The sequence below is a fragment of the Arthrobacter sp. PAMC 25486 genome (assembly GCF_000785535.1).
Classification (GTDB): domain Bacteria; phylum Actinomycetota; class Actinomycetes; order Actinomycetales; family Micrococcaceae; genus Specibacter.
Window position 1 is genome coordinate 3,644,949 of sequence record NZ_CP007595.1, and the last position, 21,564, is coordinate 3,666,512.

Below are 21,564 nucleotides of genomic sequence, written 5' to 3' on the forward strand. Positions count from 1 at the left end.
TGATCACACTGCCGACAAAGCCGTCGGACATCGAAAGGAACCAAATCATGAATCAGAAAATTGTCAGCAGGCGTGTTTTTACGCGAGGGATCGCTGCCGCGGTCGCCATCGGGGCCGTTGCGCTGACCACCAGCTGCGGAAACGCGGAATCAGCAGGGTCGGAGAGCGGCGGGACATTCAAAGTTGGCGTGTTGGTTGGGCTCACCGGCAGTTATGCTGCGCTGGGTGAACCGGAGCGACAGGCCATTGAACTGTACTTCGAACAGGTCAATGCGGCTGGCGGGATCGACGGCAAGAAAGTTGAACTGACAGTCCTGGACAGCGGCAGTGACGAGGGCACGGCAGTCAACCAGTTGCGAAAATTGGCGACCCAGGAGAAAGTTCACGCGGTGTTGGGACCCAGCTCCAGCGGCGAGTCGATTGCCCTTCAAGCTTTTTCTGCATCATTGAAAGTGCCGGTCATTGCATTGGCTTCGTCCAACAAGATTGTTCAGCCAGCAGATAAGGCTACCTATATTTTCAAGCAGTACACGGATACGGGAAGCTCCTTGACTGCGCAGCTCGCCCTTGCCAAGGAACGTGGCTGGAACAATGTGGCGCTCCTGTCAACCAACGACGCATATGGACAAGATCCTGTGGCCAGCGTCGACGCGCTGGCAGCCGATGCAGGGCTCAAGGTTGTTGGCAAGGAATCGTTCAATGCCACCGATACGGACGTCACAGCGCAACTGAACAAGCTTGGTGCCAACAATCCTGACGTCGTCCTTGTTTGGGCTGTCAATCCGGCGAATGCCATCGTGGCAAAGAGTGCAGCGTCCATCAAATTCAAACCAGTGCTCTTTCATTCTCCGGGGGCCGGCTCCCAGGCATACATTGAAAATTCTGGGGCAGCTGCAGAAGGGACCCTGTTGGAAGGGTCTAAGGTCCTGGCGGCCGACTCCATGGCCAAGGATGATCCGCAGTATGACATCACCCAAAAGTTGGTCAAGGACTTCACAGCCAAACATGGCACCCCGCCTGGCCAGTACGCTGCCAATGGCTGGGACGGTGCGATCCTTCTTGAACACGCCATCAAGGCTGGCAAGGTCGATCCGGGCAACTTGGATGCGGCTCGAAAATCAATTCGGGATGCGTTGGAAAACAACGTCAAGGACGTCGTCGGGGTCAACGCCATCTATACATTCACCCCTGATTATCACGGATCCAAGTCATTGGCCGGTCTGGCCGTGTTGAGTGTCAAGGACGGCAAGTTCGTCATCGATCACGCCTACTGACCAGTTAAGGGCGTGATCGAGGGTTGATCCAATATTTTGGGCCGGGCTTCCTGTCAAAGTGGAGCCCGGCCTAAAGTGCCCTAACGCGGAGCTGGGCAAGCCAAACCGGTCATTGCAAAATGCGTCCTTCCTCTTTGTTGGTCCGGGATTTCCGTGTTGCGAGAACCGGTGTTCGATGGTTCAGGCACTCGCCGCGGCGCTTATCTGGCTCGCGGGGAAGGGTGCAGTTCTTGTTCTGGTTGGGAACTAGGCGTCTGGTGGCGAACGACCTCACAATCGCTTGTTTGCCAGGATTATAAATGGCAGTGTTGAGATATTGTCAAGCTCCTCGATTGGTGGGGTGGTCTGGAGTTTCACCCGTTTCGTGGTGATGTGGAGAAATGTTGGCTCGAAAAAGGGGATGGTGAAGATGACAGTAGTCGCAGAACGTGGCACTGCTCAAGCAATACGGGAAGAGGCTGCAAAGCTGTTCTTTGAGCGCGGCTACGACGCCACATCCTTGCGGCAAGTTGCGGCTGCTGTTGGGTTGAAAGTGGGGAGCCTGTACAACCACATTGAAAGCAAGGAACATCTACTGCTTCAAATAATGGGCGGCATTATCGATGATCTGTTGGTGCTTCAACAGGAGGCACTTGCAGGACCCGGTGACCCCATCGAGAAACTGCGGAGGGTTCTGGATTGCCACATTCGATTCCATGCTGAGCGTGCCCAAGAAGTTTTCATTGGAAATGCTGAACTGCGTTCCCTGCCATCCGATGCGCGTGAGGTCGTGATTGAAAAACGTCGAGAGTACGAACACATCATCCAGTCGCTGATAGTCGAAGGAGGCCAAGCGCAGTTGGCGGTCGTGTTGGACCCGCGTATCCACACCTACAGCATCGTTGCCCAAGCCACCCATATTGCAGGGTGGTACAAGCCTGGCGGGCGGCTTGATATGAGCGCAATCATCTCCATTTACACGAAACTCGCCCTGCGGGAATTGGGTGTTGCTGATGCGGATGATCGGGTTGACACGAGCATGAGTTCCGGTTCAACATCAGACTAAAACAGTCTCCGACCGGGATTCATTCAAGAGTAGAATGACAGGCACAGCATGGGTGATGAACTGGCAATGCTGGAGGCCGTTTAGCCGTCGGCAGGGACTTCCCACCCCGTCATACAAAACTCATCCTAATCAGTGCAAAGTGGAGAGTATTTAGTATCACTTATTGTTGCAAGTGCACTATGCAGAAAAAGGTCAAAACAGCTTATTGGCAGCTCGAAATCGACCCCTGACGGGACAGCGGGGATATAAACGTTGAAAAGCGTTGATATGTGACATGTGGTGAACTTGGCTCTGACCAGGGGCGGTAGTCTTCTGCTTGTCTTGGAGCTGGCAATTTTGAGTGTCTATCCCACTGAGCAGTTTCGGTTCGAATCCGAACGAGCCTAGGTGACTGGATTGCTGCTATCCCGAGCTGATGTTGCCAGCTAGCTTGCCGCAAGGTCTTTTAAGGCCCGTGCCTCACAACCCTAAGGATGCGAGACGTCTTACCGCCCCGGTGGTCACCATGACACAAGGTGCTCGTTTCCGCGGAATTATGCACGCTGGCTTGTCGCCGGTGATTCTCGTAACCATGCCTCACAGGCTTCTGGCTGAATCAGTGTACTCATCGTTGGTTACGAAACGCATTGGAGCAGGGATATGAAGAACCTGATCGTCTACGCACGCGTTTCAACCAGGCAGTAATCCACCGACCGGCAGCAAGCGCACCTGGTCACGGCTGGGGTGCGGCGGGATGACCTGTACGTCGACCACGGGGTCAGCGGAGCGCTGGCCTCCCGGCCGGCCCTCGACAGGGCGTAGGGCGCTCTGGACGAGGTGGACACCCTGGTCATCACCGCTTGGACAGCTTGGGCCGATCCACCGTGAACATGCTCGGCTTATCCGAACAGCTCCGCAGCCGGAACGTTAACTTGTGCGTGCTGAACTTGGGAGGCGGGAACGTGGACACCGGTACCCCGATGGGGTCCATGGTCTTGACCGTCATGGCGGCCTTGGCCCTAATGGAGCTGGAGATCAAACGCGAACGTGTCACCGACTTCGTGACCAGGTGCCGAGCCGCAGCCCACGACCTCGGTGGGAGGCGCCCGGCCTTCACTGACAGTCAGATCGCAAACGCACGCCGCTTCATCCACGCCGGACAGCCGGCCACCCACGTGGCCCGCGACCTGGGCATGTCCGGAGCCACCCTCTACCGCTGCATGGCCGACCTCGACGCCCGAGAATGGGTCAGAACCGGCGGTTTCATGCCCTCGTAGTAAGGGGATTCCCCGCAAGGCTCTGGGTGACTTCCATTGACAAGGTTTTGCGATGACCGCTTGAACCTGCTGTACGATCTATGCCGTTTCTACGGCGAACCCATTTTTATGCCGACAAGCAGACCCGAGCGGGAGGGGCGGGCAAGGAGTGCATAGAAATGCTCTCAACTTGCCCGCCGCGTGTTACTGGTGTTGCGCTGGTCGTCTCAAGCTGTCCGAGGACCAGATACTGCTGGTGTCGCAGTGTCCGCCTCCTCCTACTTGACGGTCCGGTACTACTGGTGTTGCTCTGGTTATCTCAAGCTGTCGACGACCAGGAATTACTGGTACTGCTGGTGTTGCTTTGGTCGTCTCAAGATGTCCGACGACCGAGTGCTGCTGGTGTTGCAGTGTCCGCCTCCTACTGCTTGACGGTCCGGTACTGCTGGTGTTGCTTTGGTCGTCTCAAGCTGTCGACGACCAGTTATTACTGCAACGGTTTATTACTGCAACGGTGCTTCCCCCTTGGACAAGCAACTACAACTATTGTGGGCGGGGGAACTTCCGTTCTCTTTTTCTCACGAGAAAAAATATAGCCATACTCTGAGATCTCGTCAAGTCGACTCTGAGTGTCTGAGTTTGACCGCCTTTTGAGGTCGGCACGCAACCCATCTTGTGGCTCGCAATGGTGCAGCCGCACTTGATCGAAGTCGTCTGTTCTAGTGATTGGTGCCGGTCTCTTCCTCGCGTCTGGGCTACTAGCAGATCCTGCCCTTTTGCCCGCCGGCCCCAGATCCAGGTGGTTTTAGGTCTGTGGAGGGCCGCGGGTATCAGCGTTAGTGTCGGCCCGGGGGCGTCTTTGCGTGCTGGTTCGGGCGCGGTGGTGTGTGAGTTCGTTTTTGAGGGCCGTGTTTTCGGTTTCCAGGGACAGGACCAGGCTGATGCCGGAGAGGTTGAGTCCCTGGGCGAGGAGTTCTGCGATCCGTCGCAGGGTCACCAGGTCCTCCTCGCTGTAGCGGCGCGTGCCGCCTTCGGTGCATCCCGGTTCCAGGAGTCCCTTGCGTTCGTAGAGGCGAAGGTTTTGCTGGCCGGTCCCTACGAGTTCGGCCGCGACGGAGATCGCGTACACCCCGCGTGCCTGCGGATCCTGGACCACAATGCTGCGCAGCCTTCCTTTATCTTGGAAATTTTAGGGCCGACGAATTGACTTCTTGCACCAGTGTGGCAGTTGTGTTATAAAAAATCTATGCCCGCCGCAACAGGTTGTGGTGGAGATTAAAAAGTGAAGATGGCAACAAGTGACACTGAGATCCAGTGGTGTTGTGAAGGAGAGAGAAAGCCATGTTGATGCGTACAGACCCGTTCCGTGAACTCGACCGGCTCGCCGCGCAGGTGCTGGGGACTGCGGCACGCCCGGCAGCGATGTCGATGGATGCTTGGCGTGAGGGGGACATCTTCGAGGTTGAGTTTGACCTGCCAGGGGTGAGCCCGGATTCGATCAATCTGGATGTGGAACGCAATGTGGTCACCGTGCGGGCCGAACGTCCGGCCCTGGACGGGGACAAGGAGATGCTCGCCGCCGAGCGTCCACGCGGGGTGTTCAGCCGCCAGTTGGTCCTGGGTGAGAACCTGGACACACAGAATATCCAGGCCAGTTACGACAACGGCGTGCTCGGGCTGCGCATTCCGGTGGCGGAACAGGCCAAGCCTCGCAAGATCGAGATCACCACCAAGGAAGGGGACCAGCAGGCCATCAACTCCTGATCGGTGACGGCGCCCCGCCAGTTAGTGAGCAACGCCTCAGGGCGATACTTGATTGGAAGGCTACGGACGAGGAAAGGCAATTATTTTCCGGGCCGGGGGCAGGGTCGCGGGGGCCCAAGAAATCGAACCAGACGGTAGCCGGTGCGGCACGCCACAGCACCCAACACGCAAATTAGGTGGAGGTTGTTGGCCCTACCTCCCGCACCGATGGTCCCCGGCTCAGTGGTGCCGGGGACCATCGGTTTCATCCACGATCACAGGCGCAGCGGGCGGTGTCGATGTCAGGGACCGTTGGCAGTTGAGAGGAAGTGAGGGACGTCGTGACGGCTGCGCCGGATTTCTATGCGGTTCTGCACCTGGCCCCGGACGCCACTACCGGTGATGTCGGGCGCGCGTACAGGTCCCTGTTGCGCCGCCATCACCCGGACACCGCCCCTGTGACGGCCACGCCGGCGCATGCCCGCCGCGAGCGTGAGCTGCTGCAGGAGATTATGGATGCCCACGCCGTATTGGCCGATCCGGTCCAAAGGGCTCTCTATGACCGTCAACTGGCAGGGGCTGCGTCCGGTCCCGGCCCTTCCGCTAGGGCCCCGGTGTCCAGGCCGGCAACTTCTTTTGTTCAGCCGGCGATCATCGTCGGTCCGCTTTGGTGGGAACCACCTGTAAGGAGGTGCATTTAGATGAGTGCATGGCGGCGGTACGATTCTCTCTTGTTGCCGGCGTTCCATGAACGCTTCGAGCAGCGCTGGGGAAAGGGCACGGCTCCGTTTCTTGACCCGGAACTACACGAACAACCCATGCCCCGGGCTCAGTGGATCAACGTCGATACGGGGGCCGCGCTGGCCGTCGTCCCGGTATGGGCCGAGGATGACAGACACCGCTCCTTCGCCCTGTTCTACCTCCCGCCAGCCGGTGACATCTGGCTCTTGCGGCCAGGAATCACGGACTACATTGAAACCCAACAAAGCGACCACATCACCCTGCGCAACGACGCCTTCAAAAAAGCAGTGGAGCACGCCAAAACCTTCATCTACGGACCCGACTAGGTCTCCATCGCCTAGCCGAAACCCCCATTTAAGAGTAGAAATAGCCAACCATCTTAGGGGGCTGGCTGGCCACGTAGCCCACCTGCTTGATCCGGCGGTTTATGCGCAGCAAAAAACGCCTCCGCAGGAAGGCAGAAAAGGGGCTTGATTAGGCTTTAGTGCTGGGGTGTCCGTGGACGATGCCGGATGGCATGGTCGATGCAGTAACCGGTCCAGGGTCGGGCTTCAAGCCTGTCTTGCGGGATCGGCTGCCGACATTCCAGGCAGTTCCCGTAGGTGCCGTCAGTGATCCGGGCCAGCGCTTCGTTAATTTCTCCCAGGAGCTCAGTCTGGTGTGCGAGCAGTGAGGTCTCCTGGGAGATCTCGAAGAGCGTGGATGCGCCCTCCGGGTTCTGATCATCGACATGCAGGTCACGGAGGGTGGCTTCGATGGACGCTATCTCGGCGCGTCGGCTCTCCATCTGCCTCAGGATACGGTCCCGCTCGTCCTCCAGCAGAGAACGGAAGTGCTCAGCATCAATCATGAACAAAGGGTACGACAATCATCCGGTGAATAGAGCGGTTCGGTTATGGAGAGCATGGCTGGGATGGGTCAATCATCCGCCCCTGATGTCAGGCCATGCCCCGACGCTGTGACTGTTAGTTCGGAATGGCGGTTTCTTCACACCTCGGTTTGGCGGTCTAGCTGATTCCGATGACGAGGGTCGGACCGAACTCATTAGAAATTCATTCATTTGCTTCCCAACCTGTACCTAGACTCACGTTCGTGAAGCATAGCTTGGCGCCCTGCGCAGCTGCTTGCAGTTGAACGTAAGGTTGATCCACATGAGGCCTTCGCACGAGTACATCTTTTAGAAGGTCCGTGGATCACCGCTCGCGCCGCGAAAATGGGACCGCAAATCGCAGTCTTCCTGGAAGTCACACCGCCTGAGCAACGCCTCGAGGTATTCGCCCTGGCCCACGGCATGAGTGTCCGCGAGATGGAACTCTTGGGCATGCTCGCAGACGGAAGCGATACAAAACGCGTTGCCCAGCGGATGTTCATGTCGGAGCTAACGGTGCAGGCCCACCCTAAATCCATCTTCGCGAAGTCCCAGACCCACAAGCGCCAATCCCTTCTCTCCCAGATTCTCGGAACTCGCGCGGACCAAAGGTGAAACCAGAAGTGACAATGCGCTTGAAGTCATTTTGCGGTACCCGGCCAAATACACATTTTCCGCCATCATTGCGCTCCCCGTCGATGACCGGGACGGGTGTTTGGAAGCTGACACGGATCGTCCCGGTTAGTTTGGCCTCTTCAAATTTGAGGCGACATATGAAATAGTCGAGACGTTCAAGCCAAACTGTGAGCTTGTCCAAGGCAAACCATGAGAGGGAGTTAACATGATTGAAATGTTGCACGACTCGGGTATCAAGAGCGAATACGCGTACGCCGGCGGCTTTGCATCCATTGCGTTGTCACTCGGGTCCTGGCTCATCAGCCGAGCCAAGAGCGACGACTCGAAGGCCCAGTCGGACCGGTGGGGCATTTTCGTTGGGCATTGGGCCCCGACCTTCTTCGCACTGGGCATTGCGCTGAAACTCGAAGAAAAAAAATAGGAAACTCCTGCCGACCCATCAGCGTGTGAGCTGATGCGGGAATGCCGGGTCTTCGCTGTACTCGGCCTTGTCATTGCGCAACCCGGAGGCACCCGCTGCGAAGCACCAGGTGCCTCCGGGCTGTGCACAGGCGTGTCCCGCCTGAATCGCAAAAAAGGCCACTATAGGGCTATAGACTCTGCAAATGAATGAATCGTGGCCGGAGCCCGTCGCTCATGTCGTCCGGAAGACAGCGGCCCGCTCACTATTTGCTTTCGCCGTCGTCCAAGGGGCAGTTATAGGCGGCCTTGTCGTCCTGGACATCGTCAAAAAACGGGACCGGAGCAAGCGCAAGGGCTTCCCCCACCCGGGCATTTTTAACAAGACCGTTGACGATACCGACATTACGACGTACACCTTTGGCGCGGACCTGTACCGCGACATGCTCCACGCGATCCGCGATGCCAAAGAAAGCATCCTGATCGAGACGTTCATCTGGAAAAATGATGAAACCGGGCAGCAGTTCAAGGACGCCATCAATGAGGCGGCCGGCCGGGGCGTCAAGGTCTTTATCATCTACGACGGATTCGCGAATCTGGTCGTGCCATCCTCATTCTTCCAGTTCCACCCGGACGTCCACGTCCATCGCTTCCCAGTGCTGCGCACCTCCATGCTTACCAAGACTCTGCGCAGCACCGGACTGGACCACCGCAAACTCCTGATTGTCGACGACCAGATTGGTTTCGTGGGCGGCTACAACATCGGGTCCCTGTACGCCACGGAATGGCGGGACACGCATCTGCGGCTGGTGGGTCCGTCCGTCTGGGATCTGCGCCAGGCTTTCGTGAACGTCTGGAACGAAAACGCGACCGGATCCACCCCTGAAGTTCCCCACACCAGCCCGGACGTGTGGGAACCGCGGATCCGCGCGGTCAACAACATCCCGGCAAATCTTGTCTACCCGATTCGCGGCGTCTACCTGGACGCGATCACCCGCGCCAACGACCACATTTACGTCACCATGGCCTACTTCATCCCGGATCAGCAGATCCTCAGGGCATTGCAGGCTGCCAGCAGGCGCGGGGTGGACGTGCGGATCATCCTGCCGAAGGACTCCAACCACGTCCTCTCCGACTGGCTCTCGCGCGGGTTCTACCGATCCCTTCTCGAGGACGGGGTGACCATCCTGCTCTACCGCGACGCGATGATCCACGCGAAAACGGCCACCATCGACGGCAGCTGGTCAACCGTGGGCAGCGCCAACATCGACAGGCTGAGCCTGACGGGGAACTACGAGATCAACCTCGAAATTCACGATGAGGGTTTCGCCGAGGACATGCAGGAAATATTCGAAATCGACAGCCGGAACTGCAAGGAATTGACCATGTCGGACTGGCAGCACCGTTCCCCGCTTGCCCGGTTTAGCGAAACCGTGCTGATTCCTCTCCGGCCCCTTCTCTAAGAGCAGCCTGTGCCTCCCGGCGCAATGAGGCACGAAATCAAGCAACCACTGCAGAGCTCGGTGTCGTGCGCTTCCCTGCCGGCATGCTCGATCTGTCCTCGTGGCCGGCAGGGATGCGGATCATCGTCCGTAAGGAAATCCCTCACGTGGGCGCCCAGTTGAGGATCACCGACATCGACGGGCACCGGTACACGGCCATCGCGACGAACCAGGAACACGGCCAACTCGCTGACCTTGACGTCAGCCACCGGCTCCGCGCCCGCTGTGAAGACAGGATCCGCAACGCCAAAGACACCGGCTTCGCGAACCTGCCCTTCAAATCCTTCACCGCCAACGAACTCTGGTGCCATGTGGTCATGATGGCCACCGAGCTCATGGCCTGGACCCAAATGATCGGCTTCAAGGACTCCAAAGCCCGCCGGTGGGAACCGAAAAAGCTCCGGGCCAGGCTTTTTGAAATCGGCGGGAAACTCGCCAAACACGCCCGCCAAACAACCCTGCACCTGGCCTCCAAAGCACCAGAGGTGCAATTGCTGCTCAAGGCAGTGAAAAGGATCGCCGCGCTCAGCCCGCCATAAACGGCAGCAAGCCGACCATCCGAACTCACCCCAGGAGGGCCAGAACCAGCACCACCGTGACCGGTGTGGAACCGTCACCGACAACCGCCCCACAGGACAGCGGCCAGAATGTCACACCCAAATGCCAAACTAAGACCATTCAGGCAGACGGTCAGCCCTGATCCACCAGAAACCTCGTGTCATGAAAGTTCGAGGCGTGCGCCACGAGGCGCTTGTAGTTCGAATGGAGGTGTAAGACCTCGGTCTTCCGGCACTCGTAGGTGCTGGTTGAAGCTGACGGCAGCTGAGCCCATGGATTGATGGGTGAGGTGGGAGCAGCCGTGACAAAGTCGGAACGGTCCGGGATTCCTTGACGGACCGTGTCTGGTGAGCGAGGCGAGAAGGTATACGAAAGGAACCGGCGTTGTTACACCTCTTCAACTTTCACCTGCTCTAACCAAGGAAATTTGGGCAGGGTTGCGGTGCGCACCCACCGACTGATTGTTCAGGTCGGTTGGGGAACTCTTGGTCTGGTTTGCCTCGTTGGGGCCAGGAGATCACGGTGAAGGTCTACGGCGTAGCCGTGATGATGCCGCAGGGGTAAAGCCGGGTGCCTAACTCGCTGATCGAATGCAAGTGAACGTGGGAACCAGAAACGTTTCGTTCCGTACTGCTGTTTGTGGGTGGTGCGGATAGACACTTTGCCTGTTGAAGGGCGTTTCTGGGGCGGAGTCGCCGTAGTAGTCCGAGGCCGGGAAAGCCGGTCACATGGCGAAGGGCGGCAGTGTGTCAGGTAGTGGAATCGTGTAGAAGGTTGGAGGTTCATTGGTGAATACCGGTGATGACATGCGTGCCCGCAGTGATGCGGCGTCGGTGTTAGTACAACGGATGCAGGTAAAGCTACATCGGTGGGCCGGGAGTGATCCCGGCAAGAAGTTTGATGATCTGTTTAACCTTGTCTGTGACCCCGATTTCCTTCTGGTTGCGTGGGAACGCGTGGCCGGTAACCGGGGTGCGCAGACGCCCGGGATTGATCAGGTAACGAAAGAAACCATCAATTTCTGGGTCGGGGCGCAGGAGTTCATTGATCACATCCGTGGTTTGTTGAGGTCGGGCACTTTCCGGCCGCAACCAGTGCGACGGGTAGAAATCCCTAAAGGCAGTGGTAGTGGGAAGATCAGGCAACTGGGTATTCCCACACTGGCTGACAGGGTGGTGCAGGCGTCGCTGAAACTAGTGCTGGAACCGATCTTCGAGGCGGACTTTGCGCCGTTTTCGTATGGGTTCCGGCCGAATCGGCGGGCACAGGACGCTATCGCAGACATTCACCACTTCGCTATTGCGGGGTATGAGACGGTGCTTGAAGCCGATATCAAGGCGTGTTTTGATCGTATCGATCACACCGCGTTGATGGGCCAAGTGCGCCGTCGGGTGAGTGACAAGCGAGTGCTGGCACTGATCAAGGCATTCCTCAAGGCCGGGATCATGACTCGGGACGGTCAGCTGATCGGCTCGAAAACCGGCACTCCCCAGGGCGGGATTCTCTCCCCGTTGCTGGCTAATATTGCGTTGAACGTGCTTGATGAGTATGCCGCTAAGGCATGGTCGGAGCGTATGGGCACTAACTACCAGCGGCAAAAGCTGATCGCCAAGGGCGGTGCCACATGGAAGCTCATCCGATACGCTGACGATTTCGTATGCGTTATCAGAGGGACGAGCGGCCATGCGGAAACGCTGAAGGAGGAGATCAGGGAGGTTCTAGCCCCGCTGGGGCTGGAGTTCTCGGAAGAGAAGACCGGGGTAGTCACGATCGATGAGGGATTCGATTTTCTCGGATTCACGATTCAGCGGCGCCGCAAGCGCGGGACGAACAAGTCCTACGTGTATACGGTGCCGTCGCAGAAATCGATCAAGTCCGTGCGGTCAAAGATCGCACAAGCCTGTTACAGATCGACCCTGCATCAGGACTTTTCTGAGCTGCTCAAGCGGCTTAATCGGATCCTGGGCGGGTGGGCCAACTACTTCCGGCATGGCGTCTCGAAGAGTGTCTTTGGAAACATTGACAACTACGCGTGGCAACGTGTTTGGAGATGGTTGAAGAAGAAACACGGACGCATGAAGATACGGGACATGAAACGTAGATTCTGCATCAATGGATGGCAATTTGCCACGGCAACAACTCGTTTCACCGGGGCCTCAACAGTCCCAGTAACGCGCTACCGTTACCGCGGCAAGAACATCCCGAACCCGTGGAATCAACAGCCCTTGAACATCCGTATCACCGCCGGGTAATGATGCATGGAGAGCCGGATGCGGTGAGAGTCGCACGTCCGGTTCGGCGGGCAGCCACGGCGAAACCCGGCCCAGTAATGGGCAAACGGGCGCGCCGTGGCTGACCCAACTAGTAGGGACGCATATTTGCCTTAGATGCAGGGTTAAGAATTTCGAGGCTCCTAGCTCCCACTTTCTCACTTCGTATCGCGTCGCCAGTCGGGGACTTGCCAGCTTCATTTACCGACTTCGCATAAAAAAGGGGTTCGACTGAATGTGAGAATTATGGGCACGAGTTATGTGGAGGTTACCTCTCCGGGGGTCGAACATTGCTCTGGGCTAGTGGGGGATGCTTATTTGGAAGCCGCACCGGCAGTGGAGCACCACGCTGGGTACGACTACATCGAGGATTGGTTCTTTCTCGGATTCGGGTGCGTGGACCGAGTGGAGTTTGAGGTGTTTTTGTTCCATGGGTTCACCGCAGTGTATGTAGTGGCGGCCAAATTTCACTACCCCGAAAGGGGCATCGGCGGTGTTGAGGAATTTGGCAACGCTTTGAACTGAGACGGCGTGGCTTGAGTAGGATTCGCATTTTCCGCAGCTGTACTCGATCATGACCCATCCGTCTAAGTGCGGTTCGAGGCGTTGAATGGATTCGATCTCTAGGTGGGTAGATTTGTTGCACTCCGGGCAGTTGATTTCTTCAGCAGCGGGCTTCTCCGGGTCCACTATGACGGGTTCAGTGCTGGTATCGGCTGCCATTGTTTGCTCCTCATTCATGACTTTTCCTTCAATGGAACTGATGGGCGTTTTTTTGTGAAGCTGTGCACGAAAAGCGGGGCCTCGCAGAATTGGTATTAGACCACGGCCTCAAGAAGAGTGGGGGTAGCTGCTGCTTCTTTCAGGGTTTGGAGGTCTTGTTTCTTCTTGTGCTTTAGGGAGTGGGCACGTAGAGAATACACAGCGGCGGTTGGCGGGGCCTTGGCGATAGACGTTGCCGGGACAATGGCGGCATTGTCTGTCCGGGTACTTGACGCTTTTGCTGCAGGCTTCCTTAGTCCGGCTGTGGTCTTCAGCTCGGTGAAGTGACCTGGCGGGTTGTTAGGAATGAAGTCTAGAAAGTGCGGGTTTGCCAGCATGTATTGGCGGGCTTTGGGACAGAATGGCAAAACCTCGATACGACGTCGCTGAATATCTTGTAGGACCCACAAGTAGAAATAGTTGAGCTGGGCCTGCTGGTCATACGTGGATGACATAGAGGTATCTAGTAGCCATATTTGGCCGTTGTGCATGCAGTAACGCAGGGTCATGGACAAGGCGCCTGCTTCATAGAATTCAAACCTTGACGCGCTGAGGTTGTTCTGTATTTGCGACATTTTTACCCAACTCCTTAGCTAATCTAGAGAGACTTACACTAAAACAAGAAGACGGGATCAGACCACTTTTGTCGCGTTGTGGAGGAAACTTTAGTCCGAAAGGACTAAAAATGCCAGTTTACTTGACTTGCGTTCCCCGCCCTGATAAGCGGGTGTCCTGGACGTTTAGGAACGGGAACTAGAACTATCGCACTGTTCGACTAGTGAGTCCAGGTATCAGGGCCGGGGCAGTAGGAGTGGAGCCAGATGGGGATGCACGGAAACACCGTAACTCGAGTCTCTGATCGAGCTGGAGAGTATGGTTCCTTTTCTGGCTTCCCCTCTGGCGGTGACGACTTTCCTATCTGCGAGTTCTCTCTTCCAGTTCAGACTGGCAGATGGCAGAGATCCTAGGGTGCGGAGGAGATGCTTGGATATGAACTAGGCGATATTGTTCCAAAACAGCCCGTGCTGCTTACCGATAACATCCTGAAGGCCGGGGACGCTGTAGAGCGTGTATTCCATAGCGCCCATAGCACAGAGAAACACCGAGTTAGCCGCTACAGAGTCATCGATGAACACGGAAATACTCGTCGCGTGTTCCTGTTCAAAGTCGATTTCAACCTCGCCGAAACGGTGAATGGGGGTTCTTGATCTGTTCCGCGTTAGGGAACGCGAAGCGTCTGCTGGATCTGATGAAGCAGTAGCCCAAGCTGAGGTGACAGGAGCATACCTTGAGTAGTCCAAGGGAATACTCGTGTGTGTTAGTTCCGCATCAGCGCGGGCGGAGCTTTCGCTGGACCGGGCCAGCGATCGCAACCAAACCATTCCCAACTCTGAACGACGTGCCGCTGATGTTGATCAAGACACTGGCGTTGGTGACATCACCGTGAATAGCCCTTCGCCCATAGGCAAGCGTTAAAAACTGCTCCTTGGGCGTCAATATGGTGGCTACCTCGCCCTTCGACCAAAGTCCGCGAGCATGCACAATGTGGGTCAATGAACCGCTTGCTGATTGTCGAGGAACTCGGGTACTCATACAGCCAATAACCTACTGAGTGAAGTCATCTCTTCCGTTCAATTCTGCTTCAAAGAATGTAGTGAGCATCACCGGGCTCGCCGTTTACCTAGGCCAGCGGCCTGAGACAGCGGGCATTGTCGGTTCTCATGTGAGGGCCGTGAGTCCCGTTTAGCTGTTTTGAGTTTATTGGGCGCCACGATCGGTGCTGACAGTCGGTGCCGGATGTCATTGGCCGGTATTTTCTGGGATTCGAAGGAGAAGTCTAGGAGTGCAGTCATATCGATCGGGACCTGTTCCTCGGGTCGGTAGTACGTGCTCTCCTATCAGGGCTTCAAGACAACCTTGATGCAACCGTCTTGCTTTTTCTGGAAAGTTTCATAGAGTTCCGGGCCCCGGGACAGTGGCGCGGAATGGGTGACCAGGTCATCCAGCCCCAAGGGATCAGCAGTATCTTCGGTAAACGGCAACAGTGTCTCAGTCCAGCTTCTGACATTGCACTGTCCCTCGCGCAACTGGATTTGCTTGTCAAACATGTCTACCAAGGGCATCGGTGTGGCTTTGCCTGCATAGACTCCGCTGAGGGAAAGTGTTCCCCCGCGACGAACCGCCGCGATTGCTGTGTGCAAAACAGAGGTTGGATCCACTGAGATGGTCTCCATGGCCTTTTGCGCGACTTTATCGGGCATCAGTCCTGTTGCTGTTTGCATCACCTTCGCACCGGCGGACCCGTGGGCCTCCATTCCGACGGCATCGAGAATGGAATCCGGCCCGCGCTGGGTCATCTCCTGCAGTTCTGCCGCTACGTCTTTGGAGAAATCGAGGACCTCCACGCCGTGATGGGCAGCCATGTCCCGCCGTTCAGCTACTGGGTCTATAGCGATCACGCGGTGTCCCAGATGAACCCCGATTCTGGCAGCGAGTTGCCCTACTGGGCCTAACCCAAAGACGGCGAGCGTTCCCCCGTCGGGCACATTTGCATAATGTACGCCTTGCCAGGCAGTCGGCAAGATGTCGGACAAAAACAAGTATCTGTGGTCTGGCAGTTCCTTGCCTACCAGCATCGCGCCATAATCACCGTGCGGTACACGCAAGAATTCCGCCTGCCCGCCAGGCACACTGCCGTATAACTCGGAGTAGCCTAGGAAGGCTGCTCCCTTGCCCTGACTGCGAACTTGGGTGGTTTCACATTGGGATTGCAGACCGCGTTCGCACATCCAGCAATGGCCACAGGAAACGTTGAACGGGATGACAACGCGGTCCCCGACCTTGATGCGGTGAACCCCTGATCCAACTTCCTGAACAACGCCCATCGTCTCGTGTCCGACAATGTCACCGGCATGCATGTAGGGGCCCAACAACTCATAAAGATGCAGATCTGATCCACAGATGGCTGTTGAGGTGACCTTGATAATGATGTCGGAGGGCTCCAGAATCTGAGGATCAGGGACCTCGATGTATTCGATATTTCGCTTGCCCTGCCACGTCAGCGCCTTCATTCGATACCCTCCGTTTTCTGGTGGTTCCTCGTCATCTCAGTCAAACACTGACCAGGGAAGGTGGCAACACCTTCCTACGGGTTGAATCTGCAGAATCGAGACTCAAAGGTCCGCGATTGCATCAAAAAGGGGAGCGATGACGCCGACTCACACGGCAAGCAGATGCAACCGATGTTCCGTTGGGAGCTTCGTTGTCGTGAAGTTCACCTCACGGTTCACTCTGTGGCACGCCGACTCGCAAGTTCTCGTTGCAGAGCCGGTTCAGACTGCTCTCTGTAGCTGTGGGAACGGTGGCACCATAGGCACTTGGGTTGAGGTAATCAGTAGAAACTGTGTGAGGTGCTATAGAAGTTCTGGCTTTGTCATGAAGCCTGATCCGTCGTTTTGGGCTGGTTCCTATCGCTAGGGACTTCGTTATCCGGTCGCAGCAGTGTCTTCGTGGGCTGCTCCGACGGGCTTGGATTCGGGGGACCCGCGTTGACGCAGGTAAATGGAGAGCACCACCATGGATCCAACTGCGAGGAATTCTGATTGCCAATTTTGGAGTGTGCGGTTCCAGAACTCTGGAGACAGAACATATTGGCCCCATGTCAGGGTGTCTTGTAGATCTTGAACTTGCTTTTCGTTATAGGCACTGACGCCGGCCACAGATTGGGCAAACCAGGACAGAAAGAATATCGAACCCATGACGAGTACGAGGGAGTTGGCGTAGATCTGGTGGCGCCAGCCTGACAATTTCGCCCAGGCGGGGGAGCGCGAGGTTGCATAGTCTCCCGTGAGTTGGTCTTTGTCGGTCTCGGGCCCAGTCTTGTCCAGTTCTTTGGATTCGGGAGAGCCTTTTTGTACTAGCCAGATGGTGGCCACAATGTAGAGCAGGAACTGCAAATACTCCGATTGCCAGTTCTCGGCTACATCTACCCCGAAGCTGGAAGACGTTACATACTGTCCTAAGCTGACGGTGGGAAAGCCGGCTATGAGTTGTTCTTCGTTGTATAGCGCATGGCCGGTAAGTGCCTGGCCTAGGAGAGCCAGCAAAAAAATCAGACCAAAGAATAATCCCAAGCCATTCTCGCGCAGTGTTTTTTTCATGGCATGTCCTAACCCTGTGAAAAGCCGACCACTAGGATGAATATCAGGCCTAGGGCAATGACGAGCAGATATGCGATAAATTGCCGTCTCATGATTGCTTCCTTTCCCCGGTGCTGTTGTGGACCCTACGATAAAGAGCATCGGCAACCCTCAAGCGACAGGCCCCGTGGCGGGCAGAATCGAGGCCGCAATGACTACTGCTGGGATGGACGGCGCCGAACACGATGGGATAGCGGATGCTGGCACCGGGCGTCACGAAACCCGCAATGAGAAGCGGGACCGCAACTGGGACGACTTGCTGCAGGAACTGCGTGTCATGCAGACGGGCACTCAGATCATCGCGGGATTTTTGCTGACGTTGCGGTTTCAGCAGAGGTTCACTGACTTGGACGCATTCGCAGTGGCGCTGTATTTGGGCTTGGTGGTTCTGGCAGCCGGAATCACCTGCCTGATGTTGGTGCCTGTCGCCATGCACCGTGAGCTGTTTGGCTTGCGGGTTAAGGACCGGTTGGTGGCTTCGGGGCACCGGGTGGTCAGTGTGGTGTTGTGGCTGATTGGGCTGCTGGTGATGGGCACAACGGCCTTGATTTTCTATCTGGTGTTGGACGGGCTGGCAGCGTCCTTGGTCGCGGCGGCATTCGGACTTGCGCTGCTGCTTGGGTTGCTGATTTATCCCCGTCGAATCAGGGGTAGCCGTGCACGGCACTGAAAGCCGGAACGGCCGCCAGCAATGTGTGGAAAGCATGAGCTTTGCCTACTGTCCGTTTTCGGGGCCGGTGCGGAAGCCAATCAATTTGTGCGTGCCGTCGCAATATGGCTTGATCCCTGATGCTCCGCAGCGGCATAAGGCCACAGCTTTTCTGCGTCGAGGCAGAGCCTTTCCAGTGGTTGACACGATCTCAAAATCGCCGCGCACCAACAGCGGCCCATCTGGGCAAGCCACTATTTCCGGGATGGACGTGTCCCTCACATGCGCGTGAGCTTGATCGGTGCTCCCGGGGACTCTGGGCTCTTCTTTGCTTGCTGTAGGGATCTTAGTCATGGGCGGGGGCTTTCTCTGTGAGTAGGGGAGTGGTGGGTAGGGGTGCCAGAAGTGAAGTGGTGCCGGATTCCCAGGCGTCCATTGTTCTCTGGGTCGACATCGCGTCGAGGGCGAGTGCCGCAGCCGCGCCGAAGTAGATGTCTTCTAGGAGGGCCGGTTCGGCGTCAAAGAGCCCGCCGGCTAAGTCCCGGCCGGCGATCTGCTCATGCACTGCATCGGCCTCTACATGTTCGTCAAAGTAGCCTGTGACGTCCTCCTTGAATCCATGCCGACGGAATCCATTACCGTAGAGCCGGTTAGGCTGGGACGACGTCATTTCGTAGGCAGCGAGGTGGCCCACGATAGCGCCCCTGAGGCGCCTGTTCAGTCCAAACATGGACATCATGTTGGTTCCAGCCAGGGTCAGCGCGGGCACTGCGTCTACATAGCCGCCGTAGTCTTCGTCAAGTCCTAACCCTCGCATGGTGCGGGCAAAAAGGGCCGAATGCATCCGCTCGGGCCGTCCGCCACCATATTCATCTGCCTGAATCTCTACCATGGCAGCCTTTGACCGACCAGTCAGGCGGGGAATGGCCCACGTGTGCGGATCGGCTTCCTTGAGTTGATAGATGGATTTATGGATCAGAAATTCCTGGAGCTGTTCCACTGTGGCCGCTTTGGCAACAAAACGGGACATGGACGGCCCAGTGTCTACAGCCGCCATGGCGAATAGGACCTCCGCCACTGCATCACTCGTGCAAGCATTCAGTTCTGGAAGCACGACGGCGGCGCGCAATTCCTGTTCGAAGACGGACTCAAGTTGCCCTCGTGCCGTGATCAGGCCGGGATTCCATTCCCATCTTTCATCCGCTTGCGCCATGCCGCTGTAGTGCAGCTCGTAGAGGATAAATAGGGTCAGTTGTAGGTCTTCGTCAGCCAGCATGCCCTGCGTTTGTGCTATACCGCTGGCAACACTGTTCAGGAACGGGCTGAAATCCTCTGTTTGATTCTCTGCTGAGCCCCGCAACAGGGTCACTAACGATCGGCTGGCGGGGCCGCGGGCTGTTGGAAATTTCATAGCGGTTCTCCTGAGTGTGGATCATTCCCCAGACGCGAGGTTGACACGGCATCGGTGCCGGATTCAGCGCCAGGGACACGGGCTAAGTTTATTGTTGCTTCCTCGAGCATCTGTAGCGCACGTAACGTGGTCTCCTGCACAACCTCGGACGGGTTTCCTAGAAAGCGGTGTTTGGCTACGGAGGTCCCTGTTGGTGTGTGAACAGCAATAAAGACAGTCCCCGCGGGCTGGCCTTCTTCAGGTTCCGGTCCGCCCGCGCCGGTCACAGCTACAGCGAAGTCTGCGTGCATCATTTTCGCTGTCCCATCGGCCATCTGCCGGGCACAGTCGGCCGTAATGACGTAACCGCGTTCGACTCCCAGAACTGAGAATTTCACTTCACTGTCGTAGGCAATTACGGAGCCGAGGAACCATTCGGAGGAACTTTCAGCCGCCCCCAAATGGCATGAAATACTCCCGCTGGTCAGGGATTCCGCAGCCGCCACTTTGTGGTGTGTCCGGCGCATGATGCGTGAAATTCGTGCAGAGATCTCCACTGATTTCTTTAGCAAGCGGTCCGGATGAGGGGCCGTCATGCTGTTCTCCTGCGCGGCATGCTCTGTTTCAGGCATCGAGGATCCCTGCCAAGAAGGCGTCTGACAGCTGGTGCGAAACTCACATTTTCCTTCCTTTCTAAGTCTCTATGGTGCCAGGTGCCCATGTCATACCTTCACCAGCGGAGCTGGCGTGAGAGGGGCAGCTCGTTGATTGAAGCCATTTTTGGGCGGTGCACAGATTAGGGGGAGGGGGTTCCGCCATTGACGTTCAGTGTTTCCCCGGACACGTAGCTGGATTCAGGTGAGGCGAGAAAAACAAATGCCGGTGCTAGTTCCGTCGGTTGGCCCGCCCTGCCGAGCGGGGTGTCCTTACCGAACTTAGGCAGCGCTTCTTTGGGCTGGCCGTCGCTGACCTGAAGCCGAGTCCAAATCGGCCCGGGCGCCACGGCGTTGACGCGAATGCCGCGTGGAGCCAATTGCTGGGCGAGGCCCTTGGAGAAGTTATTGATAGCTGCCTTGGTGGAGGCGTAGTCGATTAGCGTAGGCGAGGGGTTGTAAGCCTGAATCGAGGTGGTATTGATGATGGTTGAACCCGGAGCCAAATGTGGCAGGGCTGCCTTGGTAATCCAGAACATAGAGAAGATATTTGTCTTAAATGTATTTTCGAACTGCTCATCACTGAGATCCTCCAGTTTCTCCACTGCGATTTGGCGACCGGCGTTGTTCACGACAATGTCCAGACCGCCTAGCTGTTCGACGGCGTTAGCCACCAATTCACGTGCTGTGGAAGCTTCTGAGATGTCCCCGGGCAAGGCCACGGCGTTTTGCCCGCATTCACGGATGATGGTTGCAACCTTTTGCGCGTCAGGTTCCTCGACCGGGAGGTAGGACAGCGCCACGTCCGCCCCCTCACGGGCGAAGGCAATGGCAACAGCGGCACCAATGCCGGAATCTGCCCCGGTAATCAAGGCTTTACGGCCGGCGAGCCGGCCAGTGCCCCGGTAGGACTTCTCGCCACGGTCCGTGTGAGGCGTCAAATCACGGTCCAATCCTGGCTCGGGCTGATCTTGGAGGGGCGGGCTGATGCTGGGGTAGCGGGTGACAGGGTTTTGAAATGTGTACTGGTCATTGTTCGTCATCAGTAATTCCTTTCAATGAACTTGCAAACACTTGAACTCATGGTGCAGATCGGCCATCATGGCAGCTGGCCCAAGCCGGTGGTGACTGCCGTTCACATACCAGCCTTCGGATGTGCAGGTCCGGGATTGCCCCGGCCGGTCCAGTTCTGGCCCTCGCCACCGTTGAGCGCTGCGTCCGGAAATTCATCCGATACCTCAGAGGCGATATCCAGAGGTGTGGCGGCAGTGGCATCGGAGACAGAGTCCAGCGGGTTGGCAGTACTCGTCGATTCTCGCTTGGGGGCTGGTAAGACTTGGTCTATCAGTTTGTGCACCGCATGGCCCGCTTGATCCTTAATGGATTCTTGGATGTTGGAGACAGTCGCCTGGACGGCGTCTCTGTTCCATAATTCCTTCGCGGAGGCCTTGATTTTTTCGTAACTGCCTCGACCTGCACGGGTGCCCAGTACATATCCGGCAGTCAGTCCGGCGAGAAATGTTAACTTCGATTTCATGACGCTATCCTTCTGTGTGGAGAACCTCGGTCATCTCAGGTGTTTATGCTTCCTGCCCTCTTCGCTGCTCCGCGTTTGTGCGCCCGGGGGTTTCGCTGGATCG

General features: G+C 56.9%; 21 protein-coding genes and 2 pseudogenes. 12 read left to right on the forward strand and 11 right to left on the reverse strand.

What is annotated here, in order from left to right; translation table 11 throughout:
- The first annotated feature begins 47 nt into the window (after window positions 1-47).
- The 3 genes and pseudogenes from art_RS16580 to art_RS16590 all read left to right on the forward strand — a co-directional run bounded on the left by art_RS16580 (window position 48) and on the right by art_RS16590 (window position 3,575).
- On the forward strand, window positions 48-1,274 hold the full coding sequence (locus art_RS16580; RefSeq protein ID WP_157875325.1) for an ABC transporter substrate-binding protein: 1,227 nt from the start codon (window positions 48-50) through the stop codon (window positions 1,272-1,274).
- 316 nt (window positions 1,275-1,590) lie between these two features.
- Window positions 1,591-2,319, forward strand: coding sequence for a TetR/AcrR family transcriptional regulator (locus art_RS16585; protein ID WP_253901389.1), 729 nt, complete (start codon window positions 1,591-1,593; stop codon window positions 2,317-2,319).
- Between the two features lie 639 nt (window positions 2,320-2,958).
- Window positions 2,959-3,575: pseudogene (locus art_RS16590) on the forward strand (recombinase family protein).
- 784 nt (window positions 3,576-4,359) lie between these two features.
- Here art_RS16590 and art_RS16595 read toward each other — a convergent pair.
- A complete protein-coding gene (locus art_RS16595) occupies window positions 4,360-4,710 on the reverse strand; it encodes a MerR family transcriptional regulator (RefSeq protein WP_216699552.1) in 351 nt (116 codons plus the stop codon).
- A gap of 185 nt (window positions 4,711-4,895) precedes the next feature.
- Here art_RS16595 and art_RS16600 point away from each other — a divergent pair, with 185 nt between their 5' ends.
- The 3 genes from art_RS16600 to art_RS16610 all read left to right on the forward strand — a co-directional run bounded on the left by art_RS16600 (window position 4,896) and on the right by art_RS16610 (window position 6,364).
- Window positions 4,896-5,318 (forward strand): Hsp20/alpha crystallin family protein, encoded by a 423-nt coding sequence (locus tag art_RS16600; RefSeq protein WP_038466633.1) that lies wholly within the window; start codon window positions 4,896-4,898, stop codon window positions 5,316-5,318.
- Window positions 5,319-5,638: 320 nt separating this feature from the next.
- Window positions 5,639-5,998 carry a J domain-containing protein gene (locus tag art_RS23370; RefSeq protein WP_157875326.1) on the forward strand — a complete coding sequence of 120 codons (360 nt, stop codon included), beginning with the start codon at window positions 5,639-5,641 and terminating at the stop codon, window positions 5,996-5,998.
- Complete coding sequence (locus art_RS16610; protein WP_038466636.1) at window positions 5,999-6,364, forward strand: hypothetical protein; 366 nt, start codon at window positions 5,999-6,001, stop codon at window positions 6,362-6,364. It begins immediately after the preceding gene.
- Between the two features lie 155 nt (window positions 6,365-6,519).
- On the opposite strand, the gene art_RS16615 is transcribed toward art_RS16610, so the two are convergent.
- Window positions 6,520-6,888: a TraR/DksA C4-type zinc finger protein gene (locus tag art_RS16615; protein WP_038470705.1), complete on the reverse strand. Its 369-nt coding sequence runs from the start codon at window positions 6,886-6,888 to the stop codon at window positions 6,520-6,522.
- Between the two features lie 441 nt (window positions 6,889-7,329).
- Here art_RS16615 and art_RS23375 point away from each other — a divergent pair, with 441 nt between their 5' ends.
- From art_RS23375 to ltrA, 5 genes and pseudogenes are all read left to right on the forward strand, one after another.
- Window positions 7,330-7,521 (forward strand): LuxR C-terminal-related transcriptional regulator, encoded by a 192-nt coding sequence (locus art_RS23375; RefSeq protein WP_367643789.1) that lies wholly within the window; start codon window positions 7,330-7,332, stop codon window positions 7,519-7,521.
- Window positions 7,522-7,747: 226 nt separating this feature from the next.
- Complete coding sequence (locus art_RS16625) at window positions 7,748-7,963, forward strand: hypothetical protein (RefSeq protein ID WP_038466642.1); 216 nt, start codon at window positions 7,748-7,750, stop codon at window positions 7,961-7,963.
- Window positions 7,964-8,147: 184 nt separating this feature from the next.
- Window positions 8,148-9,404 carry a phosphatidylserine/phosphatidylglycerophosphate/cardiolipin synthase family protein gene (locus art_RS16630; RefSeq protein WP_052136679.1) on the forward strand — a complete coding sequence of 419 codons (1,257 nt, stop codon included), beginning with the start codon at window positions 8,148-8,150 and terminating at the stop codon, window positions 9,402-9,404.
- A gap of 11 nt (window positions 9,405-9,415) precedes the next feature.
- Window positions 9,416-9,982, forward strand: a pseudogene (locus art_RS16635) (transposase); the annotation flags it as partial.
- Between the two features lie 807 nt (window positions 9,983-10,789).
- The gene (ltrA, locus tag art_RS16640; RefSeq protein WP_038468424.1) at window positions 10,790-12,253 is read left to right on the forward strand and encodes a group II intron reverse transcriptase/maturase; all 1,464 of its coding nucleotides are present in this window, start codon (window positions 10,790-10,792) and stop codon (window positions 12,251-12,253) included.
- 318 nt (window positions 12,254-12,571) lie between these two features.
- Here the strand turns inward: ltrA and art_RS16645 are convergent, their stop codons facing one another.
- The 4 genes from art_RS16645 to art_RS16660 all read right to left on the reverse strand — a co-directional run bounded on the left by art_RS16645 (window position 12,572) and on the right by art_RS16660 (window position 17,193).
- Entirely contained in the window at window positions 12,572-13,012 is a 441-nt protein-coding gene (locus art_RS16645; RefSeq protein ID WP_038466645.1) for a hypothetical protein, read from the reverse strand.
- A gap of 77 nt (window positions 13,013-13,089) precedes the next feature.
- Window positions 13,090-13,608, reverse strand: a complete 519-nt coding sequence (locus tag art_RS16650; RefSeq protein ID WP_038466648.1) for a hypothetical protein — start codon at window positions 13,606-13,608, stop codon at window positions 13,090-13,092.
- 1,323 nt (window positions 13,609-14,931) lie between these two features.
- Window positions 14,932-16,104, reverse strand: coding sequence for a Zn-dependent alcohol dehydrogenase (locus art_RS16655; protein WP_038466651.1), 1,173 nt, complete (start codon window positions 16,102-16,104; stop codon window positions 14,932-14,934).
- 414 nt (window positions 16,105-16,518) lie between these two features.
- Window positions 16,519-17,193 carry a DUF6766 family protein gene (locus tag art_RS16660; protein ID WP_038466654.1) on the reverse strand — a complete coding sequence of 225 codons (675 nt, stop codon included), beginning with the start codon at window positions 17,191-17,193 and terminating at the stop codon, window positions 16,519-16,521.
- Window positions 17,194-17,383: 190 nt separating this feature from the next.
- On the opposite strand from art_RS16660, the gene art_RS16665 reads away from it, so the two are divergent.
- Window positions 17,384-17,902, forward strand: coding sequence for a DUF6328 family protein (locus tag art_RS16665; protein WP_253901390.1), 519 nt, complete (start codon window positions 17,384-17,386; stop codon window positions 17,900-17,902).
- A gap of 45 nt (window positions 17,903-17,947) precedes the next feature.
- On the opposite strand, the gene art_RS21805 is transcribed toward art_RS16665, so the two are convergent.
- The 5 genes from art_RS21805 to art_RS16685 all read right to left on the reverse strand — a co-directional run bounded on the left by art_RS21805 (window position 17,948) and on the right by art_RS16685 (window position 21,461).
- Complete coding sequence (locus tag art_RS21805) at window positions 17,948-18,163, reverse strand: CDGSH iron-sulfur domain-containing protein (RefSeq protein ID WP_253901391.1); 216 nt, start codon at window positions 18,161-18,163, stop codon at window positions 17,948-17,950.
- A 64-nt stretch (window positions 18,164-18,227) separates the two neighbouring features.
- A complete protein-coding gene (locus art_RS16670; protein WP_052136681.1) occupies window positions 18,228-19,292 on the reverse strand; it encodes an iron-containing redox enzyme family protein in 1,065 nt (354 codons plus the stop codon).
- A complete protein-coding gene (locus art_RS16675; protein WP_216699553.1) occupies window positions 19,289-19,903 on the reverse strand; it encodes a CinA family protein in 615 nt (204 codons plus the stop codon). Before art_RS16675 ends, art_RS16670 begins: the two co-directional genes overlap by 4 nt.
- Window positions 19,904-20,067: 164 nt before the next feature.
- The gene (locus art_RS16680) at window positions 20,068-20,967 is read right to left on the reverse strand and encodes a glucose 1-dehydrogenase (RefSeq protein ID WP_038466660.1); all 900 of its coding nucleotides are present in this window, start codon (window positions 20,965-20,967) and stop codon (window positions 20,068-20,070) included.
- A 92-nt stretch (window positions 20,968-21,059) separates the two neighbouring features.
- On the reverse strand, window positions 21,060-21,461 hold the full coding sequence (locus art_RS16685) for a hypothetical protein (RefSeq protein ID WP_052136682.1): 402 nt from the start codon (window positions 21,459-21,461) through the stop codon (window positions 21,060-21,062).
- Window positions 21,462-21,564 lie beyond the last annotated feature (103 nt).